At 66.8% G+C, this 16,056-nt stretch carries 11 protein-coding genes; 6 read left to right on the top strand and 5 right to left on the bottom strand.

Annotation, left to right across the window (positions count from 1 at the left end; translation table 11 throughout):
• Positions 1 to 24 precede the first annotated feature (24 nt).
• From AC3IMC_RS00185 to benA, 5 genes are all read right to left on the bottom strand, one after another.
• Positions 25 to 2,856 (bottom strand): AAA family ATPase, encoded by a 2,832-nt coding sequence (locus tag AC3IMC_RS00185; RefSeq protein WP_490916386.1) that lies wholly within the window; start codon positions 2,854 to 2,856, stop codon positions 25 to 27.
• 59 nt (positions 2,857 to 2,915) lie between these two features.
• On the bottom strand, positions 2,916 to 3,743 hold the full coding sequence (locus AC3IMC_RS00180; RefSeq protein ID WP_490916385.1) for a 1,6-dihydroxycyclohexa-2,4-diene-1-carboxylate dehydrogenase: 828 nt from the start codon (positions 3,741 to 3,743) through the stop codon (positions 2,916 to 2,918).
• The gene (gene benC / locus AC3IMC_RS00175) at positions 3,743 to 5,314 is read right to left on the bottom strand and encodes a benzoate 1,2-dioxygenase electron transfer component BenC (RefSeq protein WP_490916384.1); all 1,572 of its coding nucleotides are present in this window, start codon (positions 5,312 to 5,314) and stop codon (positions 3,743 to 3,745) included. Before benC ends, AC3IMC_RS00180 begins: the two co-directional genes overlap by 1 nt.
• A 123-nt stretch (positions 5,315 to 5,437) precedes the next feature.
• Positions 5,438 to 5,974 (bottom strand): benzoate 1,2-dioxygenase small subunit, encoded by a 537-nt coding sequence (gene benB, locus AC3IMC_RS00170; protein WP_387561558.1) that lies wholly within the window; start codon positions 5,972 to 5,974, stop codon positions 5,438 to 5,440.
• 33 nt (positions 5,975 to 6,007) lie between these two features.
• Positions 6,008 to 7,393, bottom strand: coding sequence for a benzoate 1,2-dioxygenase large subunit (gene benA / locus AC3IMC_RS00165; RefSeq protein ID WP_490916383.1), 1,386 nt, complete (start codon positions 7,391 to 7,393; stop codon positions 6,008 to 6,010).
• Between the two features lie 329 nt (positions 7,394 to 7,722).
• Here benA and catA point away from each other — a divergent pair, with 329 nt between their 5' ends.
• From catA to AC3IMC_RS00135, 6 genes are all read left to right on the top strand, one after another.
• Positions 7,723 to 8,604, top strand: a complete 882-nt coding sequence (gene catA, locus AC3IMC_RS00160; protein ID WP_490916382.1) for a catechol 1,2-dioxygenase — start codon at positions 7,723 to 7,725, stop codon at positions 8,602 to 8,604.
• A gap of 90 nt (positions 8,605 to 8,694) precedes the next feature.
• Positions 8,695 to 9,972 carry a benzoate/H(+) symporter BenE family transporter gene (locus AC3IMC_RS00155; protein WP_490916381.1) on the top strand — a complete coding sequence of 426 codons (1,278 nt, stop codon included), beginning with the start codon at positions 8,695 to 8,697 and terminating at the stop codon, positions 9,970 to 9,972.
• Between the two features lie 359 nt (positions 9,973 to 10,331).
• Positions 10,332 to 10,925, top strand: a complete 594-nt coding sequence (locus AC3IMC_RS00150) for a TetR/AcrR family transcriptional regulator (RefSeq protein WP_490916380.1) — start codon at positions 10,332 to 10,334, stop codon at positions 10,923 to 10,925.
• Between the two features lie 80 nt (positions 10,926 to 11,005).
• Positions 11,006 to 12,544, top strand: a complete 1,539-nt coding sequence (locus AC3IMC_RS00145; RefSeq protein ID WP_490916379.1) for an aldehyde dehydrogenase family protein — start codon at positions 11,006 to 11,008, stop codon at positions 12,542 to 12,544.
• Positions 12,545 to 14,185, top strand: coding sequence for a GMC family oxidoreductase (locus tag AC3IMC_RS00140; protein ID WP_490916378.1), 1,641 nt, complete (start codon positions 12,545 to 12,547; stop codon positions 14,183 to 14,185).
• A 163-nt stretch (positions 14,186 to 14,348) separates the two neighbouring features.
• A complete protein-coding gene (locus AC3IMC_RS00135; RefSeq protein ID WP_490916763.1) occupies positions 14,349 to 15,941 on the top strand; it encodes an APC family permease in 1,593 nt (530 codons plus the stop codon).
• Positions 15,942 to 16,056 lie beyond the last annotated feature (115 nt).

The following is a 16,056-nucleotide window of genomic DNA, read 5'->3' as shown; positions in this document are numbered from 1 at the left end:
AGTCAGTATTCGCTGCGTTCCGGGTCAGTCCTTGGCCCGGAACGCAGCCGCGAGTTCGCTGCGTGACCGGATGCCCATCTTCCGGTAGAGCCGCGTGAGGTGGTACTGCACCGTCTTCTCGGCCAGGAACAAGGCCCGGGCCGCCTCCTTGTTCGTGGCGCCCGCAGCCACCAGCTCGGCCACGGCCTGTTCCTGGGCAGTGAGCTGTTGATGGTGGCCGCCCACCAAAGAAAGCACCGGGTCCGCCGGGTCCGGCAGGTTCCCGATGTCAAGGCCGGTGGCCTTCAGCTCCCGGTCGCACCGTTCCACATAGGTGGCCGCGCCAAGGGTGTCATACAGATCCCGGGCCGCCCGCAGCACCGATGACGCCAGCCGGCGCTTTCCGGCCCGGCGCATGCTTTGCCCGAAGGCGAAACTGATCCGTGCCCGCAGATAGGGGCGGTTGAGCCCGCGCAGGTGCCCCAGTGCCGCCTCGAAGTATTCCCTTGCCGTGTCCGGGTCCCCCTGCGCGGCCAGCAGACGGCCCCGCGCCCACGCCATGCGCGCCAGGTCCGAGGGTACTTCCCGCTCGCGGTGCACTCCTTCGAAGGCGGTCAGGAACGTCTCTGCGGCATCCAGATTGTCGGTCATGACCAGGGCGTTGACATAGGTGTCCTGCCACGGCCAGAAGGACACCCGTTGATCGGTCCAAGGGTCCAGTTCCGCCAGGGGCTGCATGGCAGCCAGGGCACTTTCGTAGTCCGCCCGCGCCTCGTGGAAGCGGGCGCGCGCCAGGCTGGCCGGGACCTGCATGGCGCGGTAGGTTCCCGGCTGCACCGCGGCCTGCGAGACGTAGTATCGCGCCCGGTCCCAGTCGCCCCGCATGGACCACAGCTCGGCGGCCGTCCAGTACAGCAGCGGCCGGATCAGCGGCATCCGCGAGGTCTCCAGCCGAACGCTTGCCCGGGAGATGGTGGCGGCAGCAGCGTCCCAGTTGCCCAGCACCAGGTGGGTGCGGGCCAGCCAGGCCTCGGCCCACAGGGAGATCCGCAGCGATCCCCCGCGGTACTCGGTAGGGGCGGCCGACTCGAAATTCACCAGCGCGGATTCAGCGTTGTCCAGGCGCAGGGCCAGCCAGCCAGCGCCCATCTGCACCCGCTGCTTCTGGGCATTCTCGGCCGCCTGGGCGGAGGCCCGCTGGTAGGAGGCCTCGGCGTCCGCTATCCGGCCCTGGGCATAGAGGCCCAGGCCGTAGATGGCCTCCGACTCGATGTGCGCCGGTGTTCCAGGCTCCGTGAGCGCCATGGCCCGCTCGGCCCAGCCGGTAATTATCGGGCCGTCCCAGCAGGCCACCCCGTGCAGCACGAATCGCTGCGCCACCTGCGCCGCTGCGCCGGGTTCGTGCTGAGGACTGCTGGTGCGCCAGGCCATCTCCAGCTGGCTTTGGGCGCTGTCATGTTGGCCGGACACGGTGGACAGGTACCCCAGGACCGAGGAGCGCAGGGGCGACGGCGGCAGGGCATCTACGGCCCCGGCCCACGCCTGCGCCTGCGCCACATTGCCGGAGCCAACCACGGCGTCGACGGCCCTGAGGAGCCGGAGGTTGCGGTCGCGGATGTCGGGGGACAGCCGCGAGGCGGAGAACAGCGCAGTGGAGGCATCCTGCCACGCCCCAACCGTGGCCTGCCGCCGCGCGAACTCTTCCAACTCGGCGGCCAGGGTTTCGTCTGCGGCCGGGGTGGCGGCTACACGGTGGCCCAACTGTTCGCCCTCGGACTGGACGGCTTCGGCGGCTACCCGGTGCAGGGCAATGCGCCGGCTGGGGACGATCTGTTCGTAGACAGCCTCTGCTGCGCCGGGTTCCAGGAACACGACGGCGGAGCGGGACTGGTCAACGGACAGTCCCAGCAGCCCGGCCCGGTGCCCCTCGTCGAGTGCCGGCATGAGGGATTCCAGGCCAGCCACCCGGGCCACCTCGGCCAGGCCCGCGCCGGGGCCAAGCACCGATGCGGCCTCCGCAGCGGCCACCAAGGCAGGGGACGCGGCAGCCAGGACGCTGCGCACCCTGGCGCGCACCCTGGAGGTGGGCGGCAGGGAAGGGAACCACGACTGCCAGGTCTCCGGGGGAAGCTCACGAAGCAGCTCCACGATGGACTGCGCAATCCCGCCAGTGTGCGCCACCAGGCCGTGGGCCGCCGTCGCGCTGAGGTCCAGGCCGAGCAGGCTCCGCGCCACGTCCTGGACCTGCTGAGGCGATAGGGGCTCCAACGAAATGCGGGCCACTTGGTGGCCGGTGAGGAAGTCGAGCACCCCGGCGGGGACACGTGGGGCGTCCATGGGGTTGAGGGTCAGCAGGAACAGGACCCGTTTGTCGTGCAGCCTGCGCATGACGAAAGTGAGGATGCGCAGGCTTTCCACGTCGAGTTTGTGGACGTCGTCGACGGCGACCACGACGCTGCCGTGCGTCTGCAGTCCTTCGAGATGGGTGCTGAGGGTTGCGGCGTAGTTGATCACCTGGGCGGGTGTCAAGGAGGCGACCGGCCCCGCCTCCCTGGCCGGGCCGCCGTCGTAATCCTTCGCTGTGCGCAGTGGCAGGGTCCGCATGAGCTGGGAATAGCCCGCGAGGGCGAACTGTGCCTCCCAGTCGTCCCCCATGGCGGACAGCACGCGGACGCCGCGGGCTGACGTCCGGCAGTGGTCCAGGAAGAGCTCCAGGAGGGCGGTCTTGCCGGACCCGGAGGGCCCGGTGAGGACCACCGTTTCCACCGTGCCCTTGCGAACGGTCCGGAGGGTTTCCAGCAGCTGCTCGAAGACGCCGGCGCGGCCCGCCAGCGGGAAATCCTCAGCCGTGTCGCCCTGGGTGGAGCCCGCCGTCATGGCTGCAATCCTACCGGAGCGGCCTGGGCGCCCCCCATGGCGTGCATCCATCGGATGCACTAGCCCAGGTCGCCGCCGGCCACCGGAAGGATGCTCCCGGTCAGGTAGGACGCCTCGTCCGACGCCAGAAACACGATGGGCGCCGCCTGCTCATCCAGGGTGCCGTAGCGCTTCATGAACGAGGAGTCCACCGTCTGGTCGACAATGGCCTGATACCAGTCCTTCTCGATGGCGGATTCGGCTTCCGGCCCGCGCTTGACCTTGCGCGGCGGGGCCTCGGTGCCACCCGGGGCGGTGGCCACCACGCGGATGCCGTTCCCGGCAACCTCCATGGCCAGCGACTGGGTCAGCGCATTGACGCCGCCTTTCGCCGCTGCGTAGGGCACCCGGTGCATCCCGCGGGTGGCCACAGACGAGACGTTCACGATGGTGCCGGAGCCCTGCTCCATCATGACCGGCAGTACTGCCCGGCAGGTCCACAGCGTGGGAAAGAGCGAGCGGCGGATCTCCTTCTCGATCTTGTCCTCGTCGTACTCCTCGTACGGGCGGGCCCAGATGGTGCCGCCCACGTTGTTGACCAGCACGTCCACGCGCCCGTGGGCCGCGAGCGCGGCCTTGACGGCCTGGGTGGCGCCGGCGAACGTCTCCAGGTCCGCGGTGACAGAGGTGGCGGATCCGCCCGAGCCCGATGTCCTGGCGGCCTCATCGATGCTGCGGGCAACGTCGTGGACCAGGTCCGCGCGGTCCACCAGGACCACTGCGCCGCCTTCGGCGCCGATGCGTTCCGCCACCTTCTGCCCGATCCCCTGGGCAGCACCGGTAACGACGGCGACCTTGCCGCCGAACCTGCCGGGGGTCACGTATTGTCCGGCGTACGGAACAGCCATCAGAGGGCAGCCTTGGCGTCGATGGCACCTGCCATAGTTTCCTTTGCATCATGGGCGTGCGCTGTGATGACGGCGCGAAGGTGGTCCTTGTCGCCGCGTTCGAAGGCGTTCACTATCTCAAGGTGGTCCTGGGTAACGCGCTCGAAGATCGGCGTGCCGGCTTCGAAGGCCGCGGCCATCTGGGCGTGGACGTCCAGGCGCCGGTAGGACTCCAGGAGCATCGGGTTGTCACAGACCATGAAGAGGTACTCGTGGAATTCCTCGTTGGTGCGTGCAAACTCGTCGGGATCGGTGATGTTCCCGTCCTGCACCGAGCCGGTGGTGGCTTCGGCCAGGCGGCGAAACTGGCGCAGCTGCTCATCGCTGAGCCTTCCCAGCAGCAGTTCGCTGACCGCAAGCTCCAGGCCCATGCGGGCGTCAAGCTGGGCGAAGCTGTCCTCCTTGCGGAAGTCCAGCCGCCCGGTTTCCAGCGAGGATACGGCCTCCCCGCGGGTCATGGTGTCGCCGTCGGCCTGGATCTTTTCCACCGGAGCCGGGGCACCCGTTTCGGCGTCGCCTCCGGTGGTTTCCTTCGGCGCGAAGCGCTCGAAGTAGAAATTGGCGGGCTGGATGCCCTCGGTGTCCAGCCACTTGGAGACGGCGTTGACCATGGGCGGCGGGCCGCAGAGGTAGATGTCCACGTCTCCGTCGTTGAGGTGCTTCGGTTCGATGATCTGGGTGACATAGCCGGTGTGCGGGGCGGAGGTGCCGGGCTCGGAGGCGATGTAGTCCCAGGTGAAGCCGGGCAGCTTCACCTCGTAGGCCCGCAGCCAGTCCAGGCCGACGATGTCGGCCTCGCGGGTGAGCCCGTAGATCAGGTGGACCGGGCCGGCGGGCGGGTTTTCGGCGAGCTTTTCCAGGATGGACAGCAGCGGGGCCAGTCCTGTGCCGCCGGCCAAGAGCAGCAGGGGCCGCTTGGGCTCGCGCAGGAAGAAGGATCCGTACGGGCCGGTGAATTCAATGGCGTCGCCTACCGCTGCGCGGTCGCGCAGGTATTCGGACATGGCGCCCTGCGGAGTCACGCGCACCATGAAGGACGCGTCCTGGACCTCGGGGCCGCTGCTGAAGGAGTAGGAGCGCTCGGCGTCGGTGCCGGGGACCTTGAGGTTGACGTACTGGCCTGGGAGGAAGGCCAGCGCATCCCGGTTGTCCACCTCCAGGGTGAAGGACACCGTGGTGTCCGTGTGCCGGCTGAGCTCCTTGATGGTGGAGGTGAAGGTGGCGGCCGCCGTCTTGGCCGATTCGGACGTGGCCGGGACCTGGATGGCCAGGTCGGACTCCGGGACGGCCTGGCATGTCAGCAGGTAGCCCTTTTCAAGCTCCTCCTCCGTCATGGCGTCGTCAATGAAGTCGCCCGGGTCGAAGGAGCCGGAATCGCAGAACGCCTTGCAGGTGCCGCAGGCGCCGTCGCGGCAGTCCGACGGAATGTTGATGCGCGCCTTGTAGGCGGCATCCATGACGGTCTCATGGTCGCCGACCTTGATGACTTTGGTAACGCCGTCTTCGAAGCTAAGGGCTACTTTGTGGCCCATGGGGTCCTCCTGGCTGGCCGGGCGCGTCGTCGCGTCCGGTATAAGTTGGGGCGTGCCCGGCGGGCACAGGGCTGGAAGCTGCCGTGCGGTTCCCGTAGGTCACGGGCGCCGGCTGCGGGCAGGTCAGATCATGTAGACGTCCACCACGTGGTGGATGTAGTCGTTCTTCAGGACCACCTTCTTCTTCAGGATCACCGGCTGCGGACCGGAAAGGTCCAACGTGTAGTAGCTGGTGCCGAAGTAGGTGTCCGTCGTGTTATAGCGGAAGTAGAGGGTGAACCAGTTGAAGCGCACGTCCACCGTGCCGCCGTCGTTCGCCAACACCTCGACGTCCGTGATGTTGTGGCCCGTGCGGGGCTCCGGGAGGGACGTTGCTGATGACCTGTCGGTCTTGATCCGGAACACCCGGTCCTCGATGCCGCCGCGGTTGTCGTAGTAGATCAGGGAGATCTCGTTCTGGGGGTCCTGCGTCAGCTGGTCGTCCACGTCCCAGGCCGGCATCCAGAATTCGGAGTCCGGGTGGTAGCACTCCAGCCATTCATCGAACTGGCGGTCATCCAGCAGGCGGGCTTCCCGGTAGAGGAACGCCCGGACGGTTTCGAGGGTTGCGATCTCCTCCGCGGTCTTCAGGACCGGGGCGGTGTGGGTCAGGTTGGTCATGGGTTCTGCGCTCTCTGTGGTTTGGGCGGGCTCTCAGGCGGTGACGGGAACGGATTCCAGTGCGGAACGCTCCTCTTCCTCCGCCAGGGCCCGGTCCATGACTTCCTTCCAGTACCCGTGCTGGATGGGGTAGAGCCCTTCGTCTTCGGTGCGCACGCCGGAGGCGATCACCCGGGTCATGCCCAGGGCCTGTGCCTGCTCATCCGGGCCGGTGATCTCATGGGTGGAGCCGCGGGTCATGTCGTTCCACGGGGCACTGGTGGCCCAGTAGGTCTTGTTGCAGGAGCGGAATTCCTCCAGGTCGTCCGGCGTGGCCATGCCCGTGGCGTTGAAGAAGTCCTCGTACTGGCGGATGCGCTTGGAACGGTTCTCCTGGGACTCCCCCTTCGGGGCGATGCAGTAGATGGTCACCTCGGTCTGGTCCGCGGAGATCGGCCGGAAGTGGCGGATCTGCGAGGAGAACTGGTCCATGATGTAGACGTTCGGGTACAGGCACAGGTTGCGGGAGATGTTGATCATGAAGTTGGCCATCTCCTCGCCGTACTTGGCCACAAGCTCGTCGCGGCGGTCCCATAGCGGGCGGTCCTGGGGGTTGGTCCATTCCTGCCACAGCAGCAGGTGCCCGTGGTCGTAGGAGTAGAAACCGCCCTTGACCTTGCCCCACTTGCCGGCGTCCATGGCTTTGGTCTTGTTGGCGGAGTCTCCGGCACTCCGGCGGGCCGTGGTGGCTGCGTAGTTCCAGTGCACGGCGGTGACGTGGTAGCCGTCGGCGCCGTTCTCGGCCTGGACCTTCCAGTTGCCGTCGTAGGTGTAGGTGGAGGAACCGCGCAGCACTTCCAGGCCTTCGGGCGACTGGTCGACGATCGAGTCGATGACCTTGGTGGCGTCACCGAGGTGATCCTCCAGCGGGAGCACCTCGGCCTTCAGCGAGCCGAAGAGGAAGCCGCGGTAGGACTCGAAGCGGGCCACCTTAGTGAGGTCGTGCGAGCCTTCCTTGTTGAAGGTCTCGGGGTAGCCGGCGTTCCGGGAGTCCTTGACTTTCAGCAGCTCGCCGGAGTTCTTGAAGGTCCAGCCGTGGAACGGGCAGGTGAAGGTGGTGCGGTTGTCCGTCTTGCGGCGGCACAGCATGGCGCCGCGGTGGGAACAGGCGTTGACCAGGCAGTTAAGCTTCCCGTCCTTGTCCCGGGTGATCATCACGGGGGTGCGGCCGATGTAGGTGGTGAAGTAGTCGCCCACGTTCGGGATCTGCGACTCGTGGGCGAGGTACACCCAGTTGCCTTCGAAGATGTGCTTCATCTCGAGTTCAAAGATCTCCTGGTCGGTGAAGATCTCGCGCTTGGCCCGGATGACGCCGTTCTCGCGGTCGTCGATCACGGCGTCGGCAAGGACCTCGCGGGCATGGATCAGGTTCTCGGTCATGGCGTGCTCCCTCATTGGAGATTGCTGGACGGATGGTCGGGAGGTCCAGCCGGGGACGAAAAACTCCCAACAGCGGACGTTGTCCAGCAATTCTTCACGCTCGTGATCGGTCTCACATCAGGTAAATACCGAGGTTCCACCAAGGGTGTCTTTATGTACTGATAATGACTCAAAAGACGCATAGTTGATATTTGTAGCGTCCTTATCTGCGGCCCTACGATTGAGACCGACATCACGCGGTGCGGCGCAGGGCAATGACCGGCCCCGCAGCCCGCGTCGGGTGCAGGAGCCCTTCCTGTCCCCATTCAATGAGGAAGGTGGACATCGTCATGACCCAAACCCCAACGGACAGCCGCACGGAAAACGAAGGCACCGCCGTCGAAGCGGGCTCCAAGGCCACCGAGCGGTTCGCCGCGTCAGGCAAGCTCTCCAAGGTGGACGTATCCAAGGAACGGGTGAGCCTGTTGGCCGGCGCGTTGATCAAGGCCGCCAACGACATCGTGGTCGAGCACCAGGTCACCTACGAGGAATACAACGCGCTCAAAGCCTGGCTGATCAAGGTGGGCACGGATGGTGAGTGGCCGCTGTTCCTCGACGTCTGGCTTGAACACACCGTTGAGGACGTGAACTCCCAGGACCGTCCCGGCACCGTCGGCACCATCGAGGGCCCCTACTACGTTCCCGGCTCTCCGGAACTCCAGACGCCCGCCACCGTGGAAATGCGCGACGGCGAAGAGGGCACGCCACTGCGGTTCACCGGCCAGTTCACCGACACCGACGGCAACCCCATCCAAGGCGCCCAGGTGGAGATCTGGCACGCGGACGCGGCGGGGTTCTACTCCCAGTACGCCCCGGGCATGCCCGAGTGGCTCTTCCGGGCGACCGTCAAGGCCTCGGACGACGGGCGGTTCGAAATCAACACCATGCGTCCGGCGCCCTACCAGATCCCCACGGACGGCGCCTGCGGGCAGCTGATCAGCGCCGCGGGCTGGCACGCCTGGCGTCCTGCGCACATTCACATCAAGGTATCCGCGCCGGGCTACGAGCCGGTCACCCAGCAGCTGTACTTCCCCGGCGACCCCCACAACGCTGACGACATCGCCTCGGCAGTGAAGCCCGAACTGATGCTGGACCCCCGCCCCCGTACCGATGGAAAGGGCGAGGAAGTAGTTTATGACTACGTCCTGGCCAAGCAGGGCCAGAAGAAGTAGCACGCACACTGGGAAACACCCCCGCACGGAGGCGCTCCGGAGCTGATGCTTCGGAGCGCTTCCGGTTTTTCCGCCCAGCCAGGAGTTCCGATGAGCCATCCCCGCCAGCACCCCACCGCCCCATCCGGCGGGACCGCCACGCCCGCGCCGGAACCCTTGCTGGAACGTCCCGGTGTCCGGCCCGCGGGCCCGCGCCGGGTTCTTCGCGACCTGGGCCTGTCCTATGTCTCCAACGGGGCAATCGGACTCATCTTCGCGGCGTCAGGGCCCATCGCCGTCACCCTTGCTGTGGGGACGGCGGGCGGCCTGACCCAGGGCCAGTTGTCGTCCTGGGTCTTTGGTATCCTCCTCTCGGGCGGCGCGGCGACAGTCCTGATGTCGCTCATTTACCGCCAGCCCCTGGGCTTCGCCTGGTCCATTCCCGGCACGGTGCTCCTGGGGCCTTCCCTTCAGCACCTGTCATTCCCCGAAGTAATTGGGGCGTTCTTCACGTCCGGGGTGCTGATCCTCGCCCTGGGCGCCACCGGCGTGGTGCGCAGGGCCATGGCGCTCGTGCCCATGCCGCTCGTGATGGCCATGGTGGCCGCGGTGTTCCTGAAGTTCGGCACGGACATCGTTGCCTCCACCCAGGACAACCCGGTGGTGGCTGCGCCGATGGTGGCCGCGTTCCTGGCCCTCACGGCAGTTCCCATGCTCGGCAGGTACCTGCCGCCGGTCCTGGGGACCCTGGTGGCAGGCTGCATTGCCGTGGCCGCCAGCGGGCAGTTCAAGCTGTCGCCCGGCGGACCGCTCCTGGCCACCCCGGTTTTCACCATTCCCGAGTTCACCTGGGCTGCCCAGCTCGAGCTGGTGGTTCCCCTGGCCCTGACCGTACTGTTTGTTCAAAATGGCCAAGGCATTGCTGTCCTTCGCGCCGCCGGCCATCACCCACGGGTCAATGCCTTCGCCATTGCTTCCGGCGCGTTTTCGGTGCTGAATGCGGGGTTTGGGGCCGTTTCGGCATGCGTTACTGGCCCCACCAACGCCCTTTTAACATCGTCAGGGAGCCGGCAGCGCCAATACACGGCTGCCGTGGCGTACGGCCTGCTGGCCCTGGTGTTCGCAGCGTTTGCCCCCACCCTCACCCGGCTGATGCTGGCCGCGCCGAAGGAGTTTGTGCTGGCGCTGGGCGGCATCGCGATGTTGCGGGCCCTCCAGCAAGCCTTCGTCACCGCCTTCGCAAGCGACTTCACCCTGGGCTCGCTGGTGACCTTTGTGGTGACCATTTCCGGCATGAACCTCTTCAACATCCACGCGGCCTTCTGGGGCCTGGTCATCGGCTACGCGGCGTCCCGCCTGCTGGAGCGCGCGGACCACGCCCAATCCTGACAGTTGCACTCCCCGGCGGTGATTCTTCTGGTTCAGCGCGGGTCCGGTTCAACCGCCCACGCCAGCCGGTGCAGGAACGTGGCGGCCCTGCTCCTGAAAGCCCGCCATGCAACTGACGCCCAACCCGGCTGTGTGACGATTTGCGGCGCGTCAGGCTGCGCGCTTCTGCTCCTGCCGATAGCGCCGGCAAATAGAAGGGCTATGAGGCTCGCGCTTTCCATCCTGCTCCAAGCTGTACAGATACATCGGGGTGTGTGCATGGAACGTGCCCCGCCGAAGAAGGCTTCAAACACTGTCAGCAGCCGGCGGCTCGATCCCCAGAAATGGGTTCCTGGCCGGTTTGGCAATAGTCTGGCCAGATGGGGACCAATGCCGTGAACTCCGGCGAACAGACTGACAAGCAGACCCGCATTCTCGAAGCGGCGATGGATCTGCTGTCCCGTCACGGGATTGCCGGCGTGAGCATGCGCTCCGTGGCGCGCGAAGCGGGTGTGGCCCTGGGCCTGGTCAACTACTACTACGACGACAAGACCACGCTGATCCGGGCAGCCCTGGGCCGCGTGGACGAACACGATCTCCGGCTCGTCGCCCCTGACCCGTCACTGTCGCCCGAGGAGCAACTCCGCAAGGCGCTGCGGCGGGTGGCGGGCGCGGACCTGCTGACCACCCGCTACCTGTCCCTGCGCCTGCATCTTTGGGCCCTGGCCCAGGCCGATGAAGATTACGCGCAGATCAACGCTGCCGCCTTTGACCGGTACATCGACGGGCTCGCGGCACTGGTGTCCAGCGCCAATCCGGATCTGCCCTGGAGCGCCTGCAGGGAGCGGGCCTCGGACATCGTGGTCATCCAGAACGGCATGTGGCTGACGGCGCTGCTCGGGGTGGACAAGGCCTCCATTCAGCGGAGCATCGAGCGGACGGAGCAGATCGCGTTCGCTCCTGCTGAAGGGTAACAATAGCCCGCTGAGAAACCTTGAACAAGTGTTCAAGAAAAGTATTGAACACTTGTTCAATCTGCATTACTGTCCTCGGTATGACTTACGCCACACCAGCGCAGGACGTCCCCCGAGGCGCTGAAACCACAGCAGCATCCACCCTGTTCATCAACGGCTCGTGGGAGCCCGCCGCATCCGGAGCCGTCCGCGAAATCCGGAACCCTGCCGATGCCGAACTGGTCGCCACAGTCTCCGAGGCCGGCCGGGAAGACGCAGAGCGTGCGATTGCCGCGGCGCGCAAAGCCTTCGACTCGGGCGCCTGGTCCGGTGTTCCGGCACCGGAGCGCGGCGCGTTCCTCCTGAAGGTTGCCGCCGGCCTGCGCGAGCGCCGCGAGAAGTTCGCCCGCGCAGAATCGCTGGATACCGGTAAGCGGATGGTCGAAAGCCGCATCGACATGGACGACATCGCCGCCTGCTTCGAGTACTTCGGCAGGCTCGCGGGGCAGCAGGCGGGCCGGATCGTCGACGCCGGGAACGCCGACGTCGTCAGCAGGATCGTCTACGAGCCCGTCGGTGTCTGCGGGCTCATCACGCCGTGGAACTACCCCCTCCTCCAGGCCGCGTGGAAGATCGCCCCGGCTTTGGCCGCGGGCTGCACCTTCGTGCTCAAGCCCTCTGAGCTCACCCCGTCCACCAGCATCCTGGCCATGCAGCTGCTGCAGGACCTGGGCCTGCCGGACGGCGTGGCCAACCTCGTCACTGGGCCCGGCGCTCAAGCGGGCGCCCCGCTTTCGGACCACCCCGACGTCGACCTCGTTTCCTTCACGGGCGGCCTGGAAACCGGCAAGCGCATCGCCGCCGCCGCTGCCGGGACGGTCAAGAAGGTGGCGCTGGAGCTCGGCGGCAAGAACCCCAACGTGGTGTTCGCGGACGCGGACTTCGACGCCGCCGTCGACAATGCCCTCAACGGCGCGTTCGTCCACTCCGGCCAGGTCTGTTCGGCGGGGGCACGGCTGGTGGTGGAGGAATCCATTGCTGAACGCTTCGTGGACGAACTGGTCCGCCGCGCCGAGGGCATCCGCCTCGGCGGCCCCTTCGACGACGCCGCAGAAACAGGCCCGCTGATCTCCGCCGCACACCGCGACAAGGTCCACGCCTACGTCCAGCGCGGTCTCCAGGAAGGCGCACGGCTGCGCACCGGCGGCGCGGCACCTGAAGGAGAGAAGTACGACGCCGGCTTCTACTACCAGCCGACCGTCCTGGACCGTGTCACCAGGGGGATGTCCGTGGTCACCGATGAGGCGTTCGGCCCAGTGGTCACCGTGGAGACGTTCCGCACCGAGGACGAGGCCGTGGCCACCGCCAACGACACGATCTACGGCCTGGCCGGCGCCGTCTGGACCCAGGACGCCGGCAAGGCGCAGCGGGTGGCCAACCGGCTGCGGCACGGCACAGTCTGGATCAACGACTACCACCCCTACCTCCCGCAGGCCGAGTGGGGCGGCTTCGGCCAGTCCGGCGTCGGCCGCGAGCTCGGGCCCACGGGCCTGGCCGAATACCAGGAAGCCAAGCACATCTACCAGAACACCAGCCCGCAGGTCACCGGCTGGTTCGCTGACCACAGCAAGGAGAACTAGATGCATTACGACAACATCGACGACGTCACGGACCGCGCGTTCGACTACGTCGTGATCGGCGGCGGATCCGCCGGGGCCGCCGTGGCTGCACGGCTAAGCGAGGATCCGGAGGTGACCGTGGCCCTCGTCGAGGCGGGCCCGGACGACCGGAACCTGCCCGAGATCCTGCAGCTGGACCGCTGGATGGAGCTGCTGGAATCCGGCTACGACTGGGACTACCCCGTGGAACCGCAGGAGAACGGCAACTCCTTTATGCGCCACGCCCGTGCCAAGGTCATGGGCGGCTGCTCCAGCCACAACTCCTGCATCGCCTTCTGGGCCCCGCGGGAGGACCTGGACGAATGGGAGTCCAAGTACGGCGCCACCGGCTGGAACGCCGACGCCGCGTGGCCTCTGTACAAGCGCCTGGAAACCAACGAGGATGCCGGCCCGGACGCGCCCCACCACGGGGACTCCGGCCCCGTGCACCTGATGAACGTGCCCCCGGCGGATCCTGCCGGCGTCGCGCTTCTCGACGCCTGTGAACAGGCCGGCATTCCCCGCGCAAAATTCAACACCGGCGCCACCGTGATCAACGGCGCCAACTTCTTCCAGATCAACCGCCGCGCCGACGGCACCCGCTCCTCCAGCTCGGTCTCCTACATCCACCCCATCATCGACCGCCCCAACTTCACCCTGCTGACCGGCCTCCGCGCCCGCCAGCTGGTCTTCGATGCGGACAAGCGCTGCACCGGCGTCGACGTGGTGGACGGAGCGTTCGGCCGCACCCACCGGCTCACCGCCTACCAGGAAGTCGTCGTGTCCACCGGCGCCATCGACTCCCCCAAGCTGCTCATGCTCTCCGGCATCGGCCCGGCGGAACACCTCGCCGCGCACGGCATCGAGGTCCTCGCGGACTCCCCCGGAGTGGGCGAGAACCTGCAGGACCACCCCGAGGGCGTGGTGCAGTTCGAGGCGAAGCAGCCCATGGTGCAGGCCTCCACCCAGTGGTGGGAAATCGGCATCTTCGCCCCCACCGAGGACGGCCTGGACCGTCCCGACCTGATGATGCACTACGGCTCCGTCCCCTTTGACATGAACACCCTGCGGCACGGCTACCCCACCACGGAGAACGGGTTCAGCCTCACCCCCAACGTCACGCACGCCCGCTCCCGGGGAACGGTCCGGCTGCGCAGCCGCGACTTCCGCGACAAGCCCATGGTGGACCCGCGCTACTTCACGGACCCCGAAGGCCACGACATGCGCGTCATGGTGGCGGGCATCCGCAAGGCGCGCGAAATCGCCGCGCAGCCCGCCATGGCCGAATGGACCGGCCGGGAACTCTCGCCCGGCATCGAGGCGCAGACCGACGAGGAACTGAAGGACTACATCCGCAAGACCCACAACACCGTCTACCACCCCGTCGGCACCGTTCGGATGGGCGCGTACGACGACGACATGTCACCGCTTGACCCCGAGCTGCGGGTCAAGGGAGTCACCGGACTCCGCGTCGCCGATGCGTCCGTCATGCCCGAACACGTCACCGTCAACCCCAACATCACCGTCATGATGATCGGCGAGCGCTGCGCCGATCTGATCCGCGCCAGCAGGACAGGAGAAACCACGACGGCGGAGCTAGAGCTCAGCGCAGCACCCGCCTAGGCACCAGGCAGCAAGCCCTTTCGCAAGACGCCCGGCGTTCACTAGGCAACGCCGGGCCACCCCCCTTTTGACCTTCTCCGCACCCCAGGGCGGCCGGTCCCATCGTGCTTTTCTGATCTAGGAGTCCATATTGGAACCCAGCAAGAGTATTGATTCAAGCGGCATGGACGAATTTGGCTACACCCAGACGCTGGACCGAAGCATCGGCAAGTTTGCCAGCTTCGCCGCAGGTGTCAGCTACATCTCCATCCTCACCGGTGTTTTCCAGCTGTTCTACTTTGGCTTTTCCATGGCCGGCCCGGCGTACGCCTGGTCCTGGCCCATCGTGTTTGTTGGCCAGCTGATGGTGGCCCTTTGCTTTGCCGAACTGGCCGGCCGCTATCCCGTGGCCGGTTCCGTCTACAACTGGGCCAAGCGGCTCGCCTCCGGGACCTCGTCCTGGCTGGCGGGATGGCTGCTGCTGCTGTCCTCCATCATGGCCCTGGGCTCAGTGGCGCTGGCCCTGCAGATCACCCTCCCCCAGCTCTGGGAGGGTTTCCAGTTCATCGGTGACGGCACCGGCCCCTACGACTTCGCCATGAACGGCGTGGTGCTGGCCACCATCATGATCACCATCTCCACCCTCATCAACGCCTTCGGCGTGAAGCTGATGACCCGGATCAACAGCATCGGCGTCTTCGTGGAACTGATCGCGGCCGTGCTGCTGATCCTGGCCCTGGGCTGGCACGCGGTCCGCGGACCGGAGGTCTTCTTCGACACCGCCGGCTTCGGCGAGGGCCACGACCTCGGCTTCTTCGGCGTCTTCCTGATCGGTGCCATGGCCTCCGGCTACGTGATGTACGGCTTCGATACCGCCAGCTCCCTGGGCGAGGAAACCAAGGACCCCAAGCGCACCGCGCCCAAAGCCATCCTCCGCGCCGTCACGGCCTCGTTCATCCTGGGGGGCCTGATCCTGCTCTTCGGCATCCTGGCCGCACCGGATCTCACGGACCCGGCAGTGGGCGCTGCCGACGGCGGCCTGCAGCACATCGTGCTCTCCGTCCTGGGCGGTCCGTTCGGCAAGGCCTTCCTGGCCTGCATCGTCGTCGCCGTGGTGGTCTGCACCCTGGCCGTCCACGCCGCCGCCATCCGCATGATGTTCGCCATGGCCCGCGACAACAACCTGCCGTTCAGCCGCCAGCTCAGCAAGGTGGACCCTGTCCGCAGGACCCCCACCGTTGCCGCGATCGTCATCGGCGTCATGGCCGTCATCCCGCTGCTGGTCAACGTCATGCAGCCCGCCATCTTCACCATCCTGTCCAGCATCAGCATCGTCCTGATCTACCTGTCCTACCTGCTGGTCACGGTCCCCCTGCTGCGCAAGCGGCTCCAGAAGAAGTGGCCCCTGCTGGACCAGCATTCCGAGGCGGGATTCAGCACCGGCAAGTGGGGGCTTCCCGTGAACATCCTCGCGGTCCTCTGGGGCGGCGCCATGACGGTGAACCTGGTCTGGCCCCGGCCCGAGATCTACAACTCGGTGCCGCCGTTCGAGTGGTACCTGCAGTGGGGCGGCGTGATCTTCGTGGCAGCCGTGGTCATCGGTGGAACGCTGCTCTACAGGCTGAAGATCCGGCACCAGACCGGGGTGCTCGCCGAGCATGCCGCGGCCGTTGCAGCCCACCCGTCGTCCCGTTCTGCCGTGCCGGACGCACAGGACGCTCCAGGTGGACCCGGCGCTCCGGCGGAGCACCAGTTGGCGGACGTGAAGGTCCCCTAAGGCTGCTGCTGCAGCAGGGTCCGCTGCAGCAGCTCATTTCAGAGGAAGGGTCGACGACGGCAGCCACGCCGTCGCCGGCCCTTCCTTTGCGCCACACAACTCCTGTGCGTCATAC

This window comes from Arthrobacter sp. E70, from assembly GCF_058266945.1.
The sequence above is the reverse complement of the archived record's forward strand: the minus strand, read 5'-3'. Positions and strand labels throughout refer to the sequence as shown.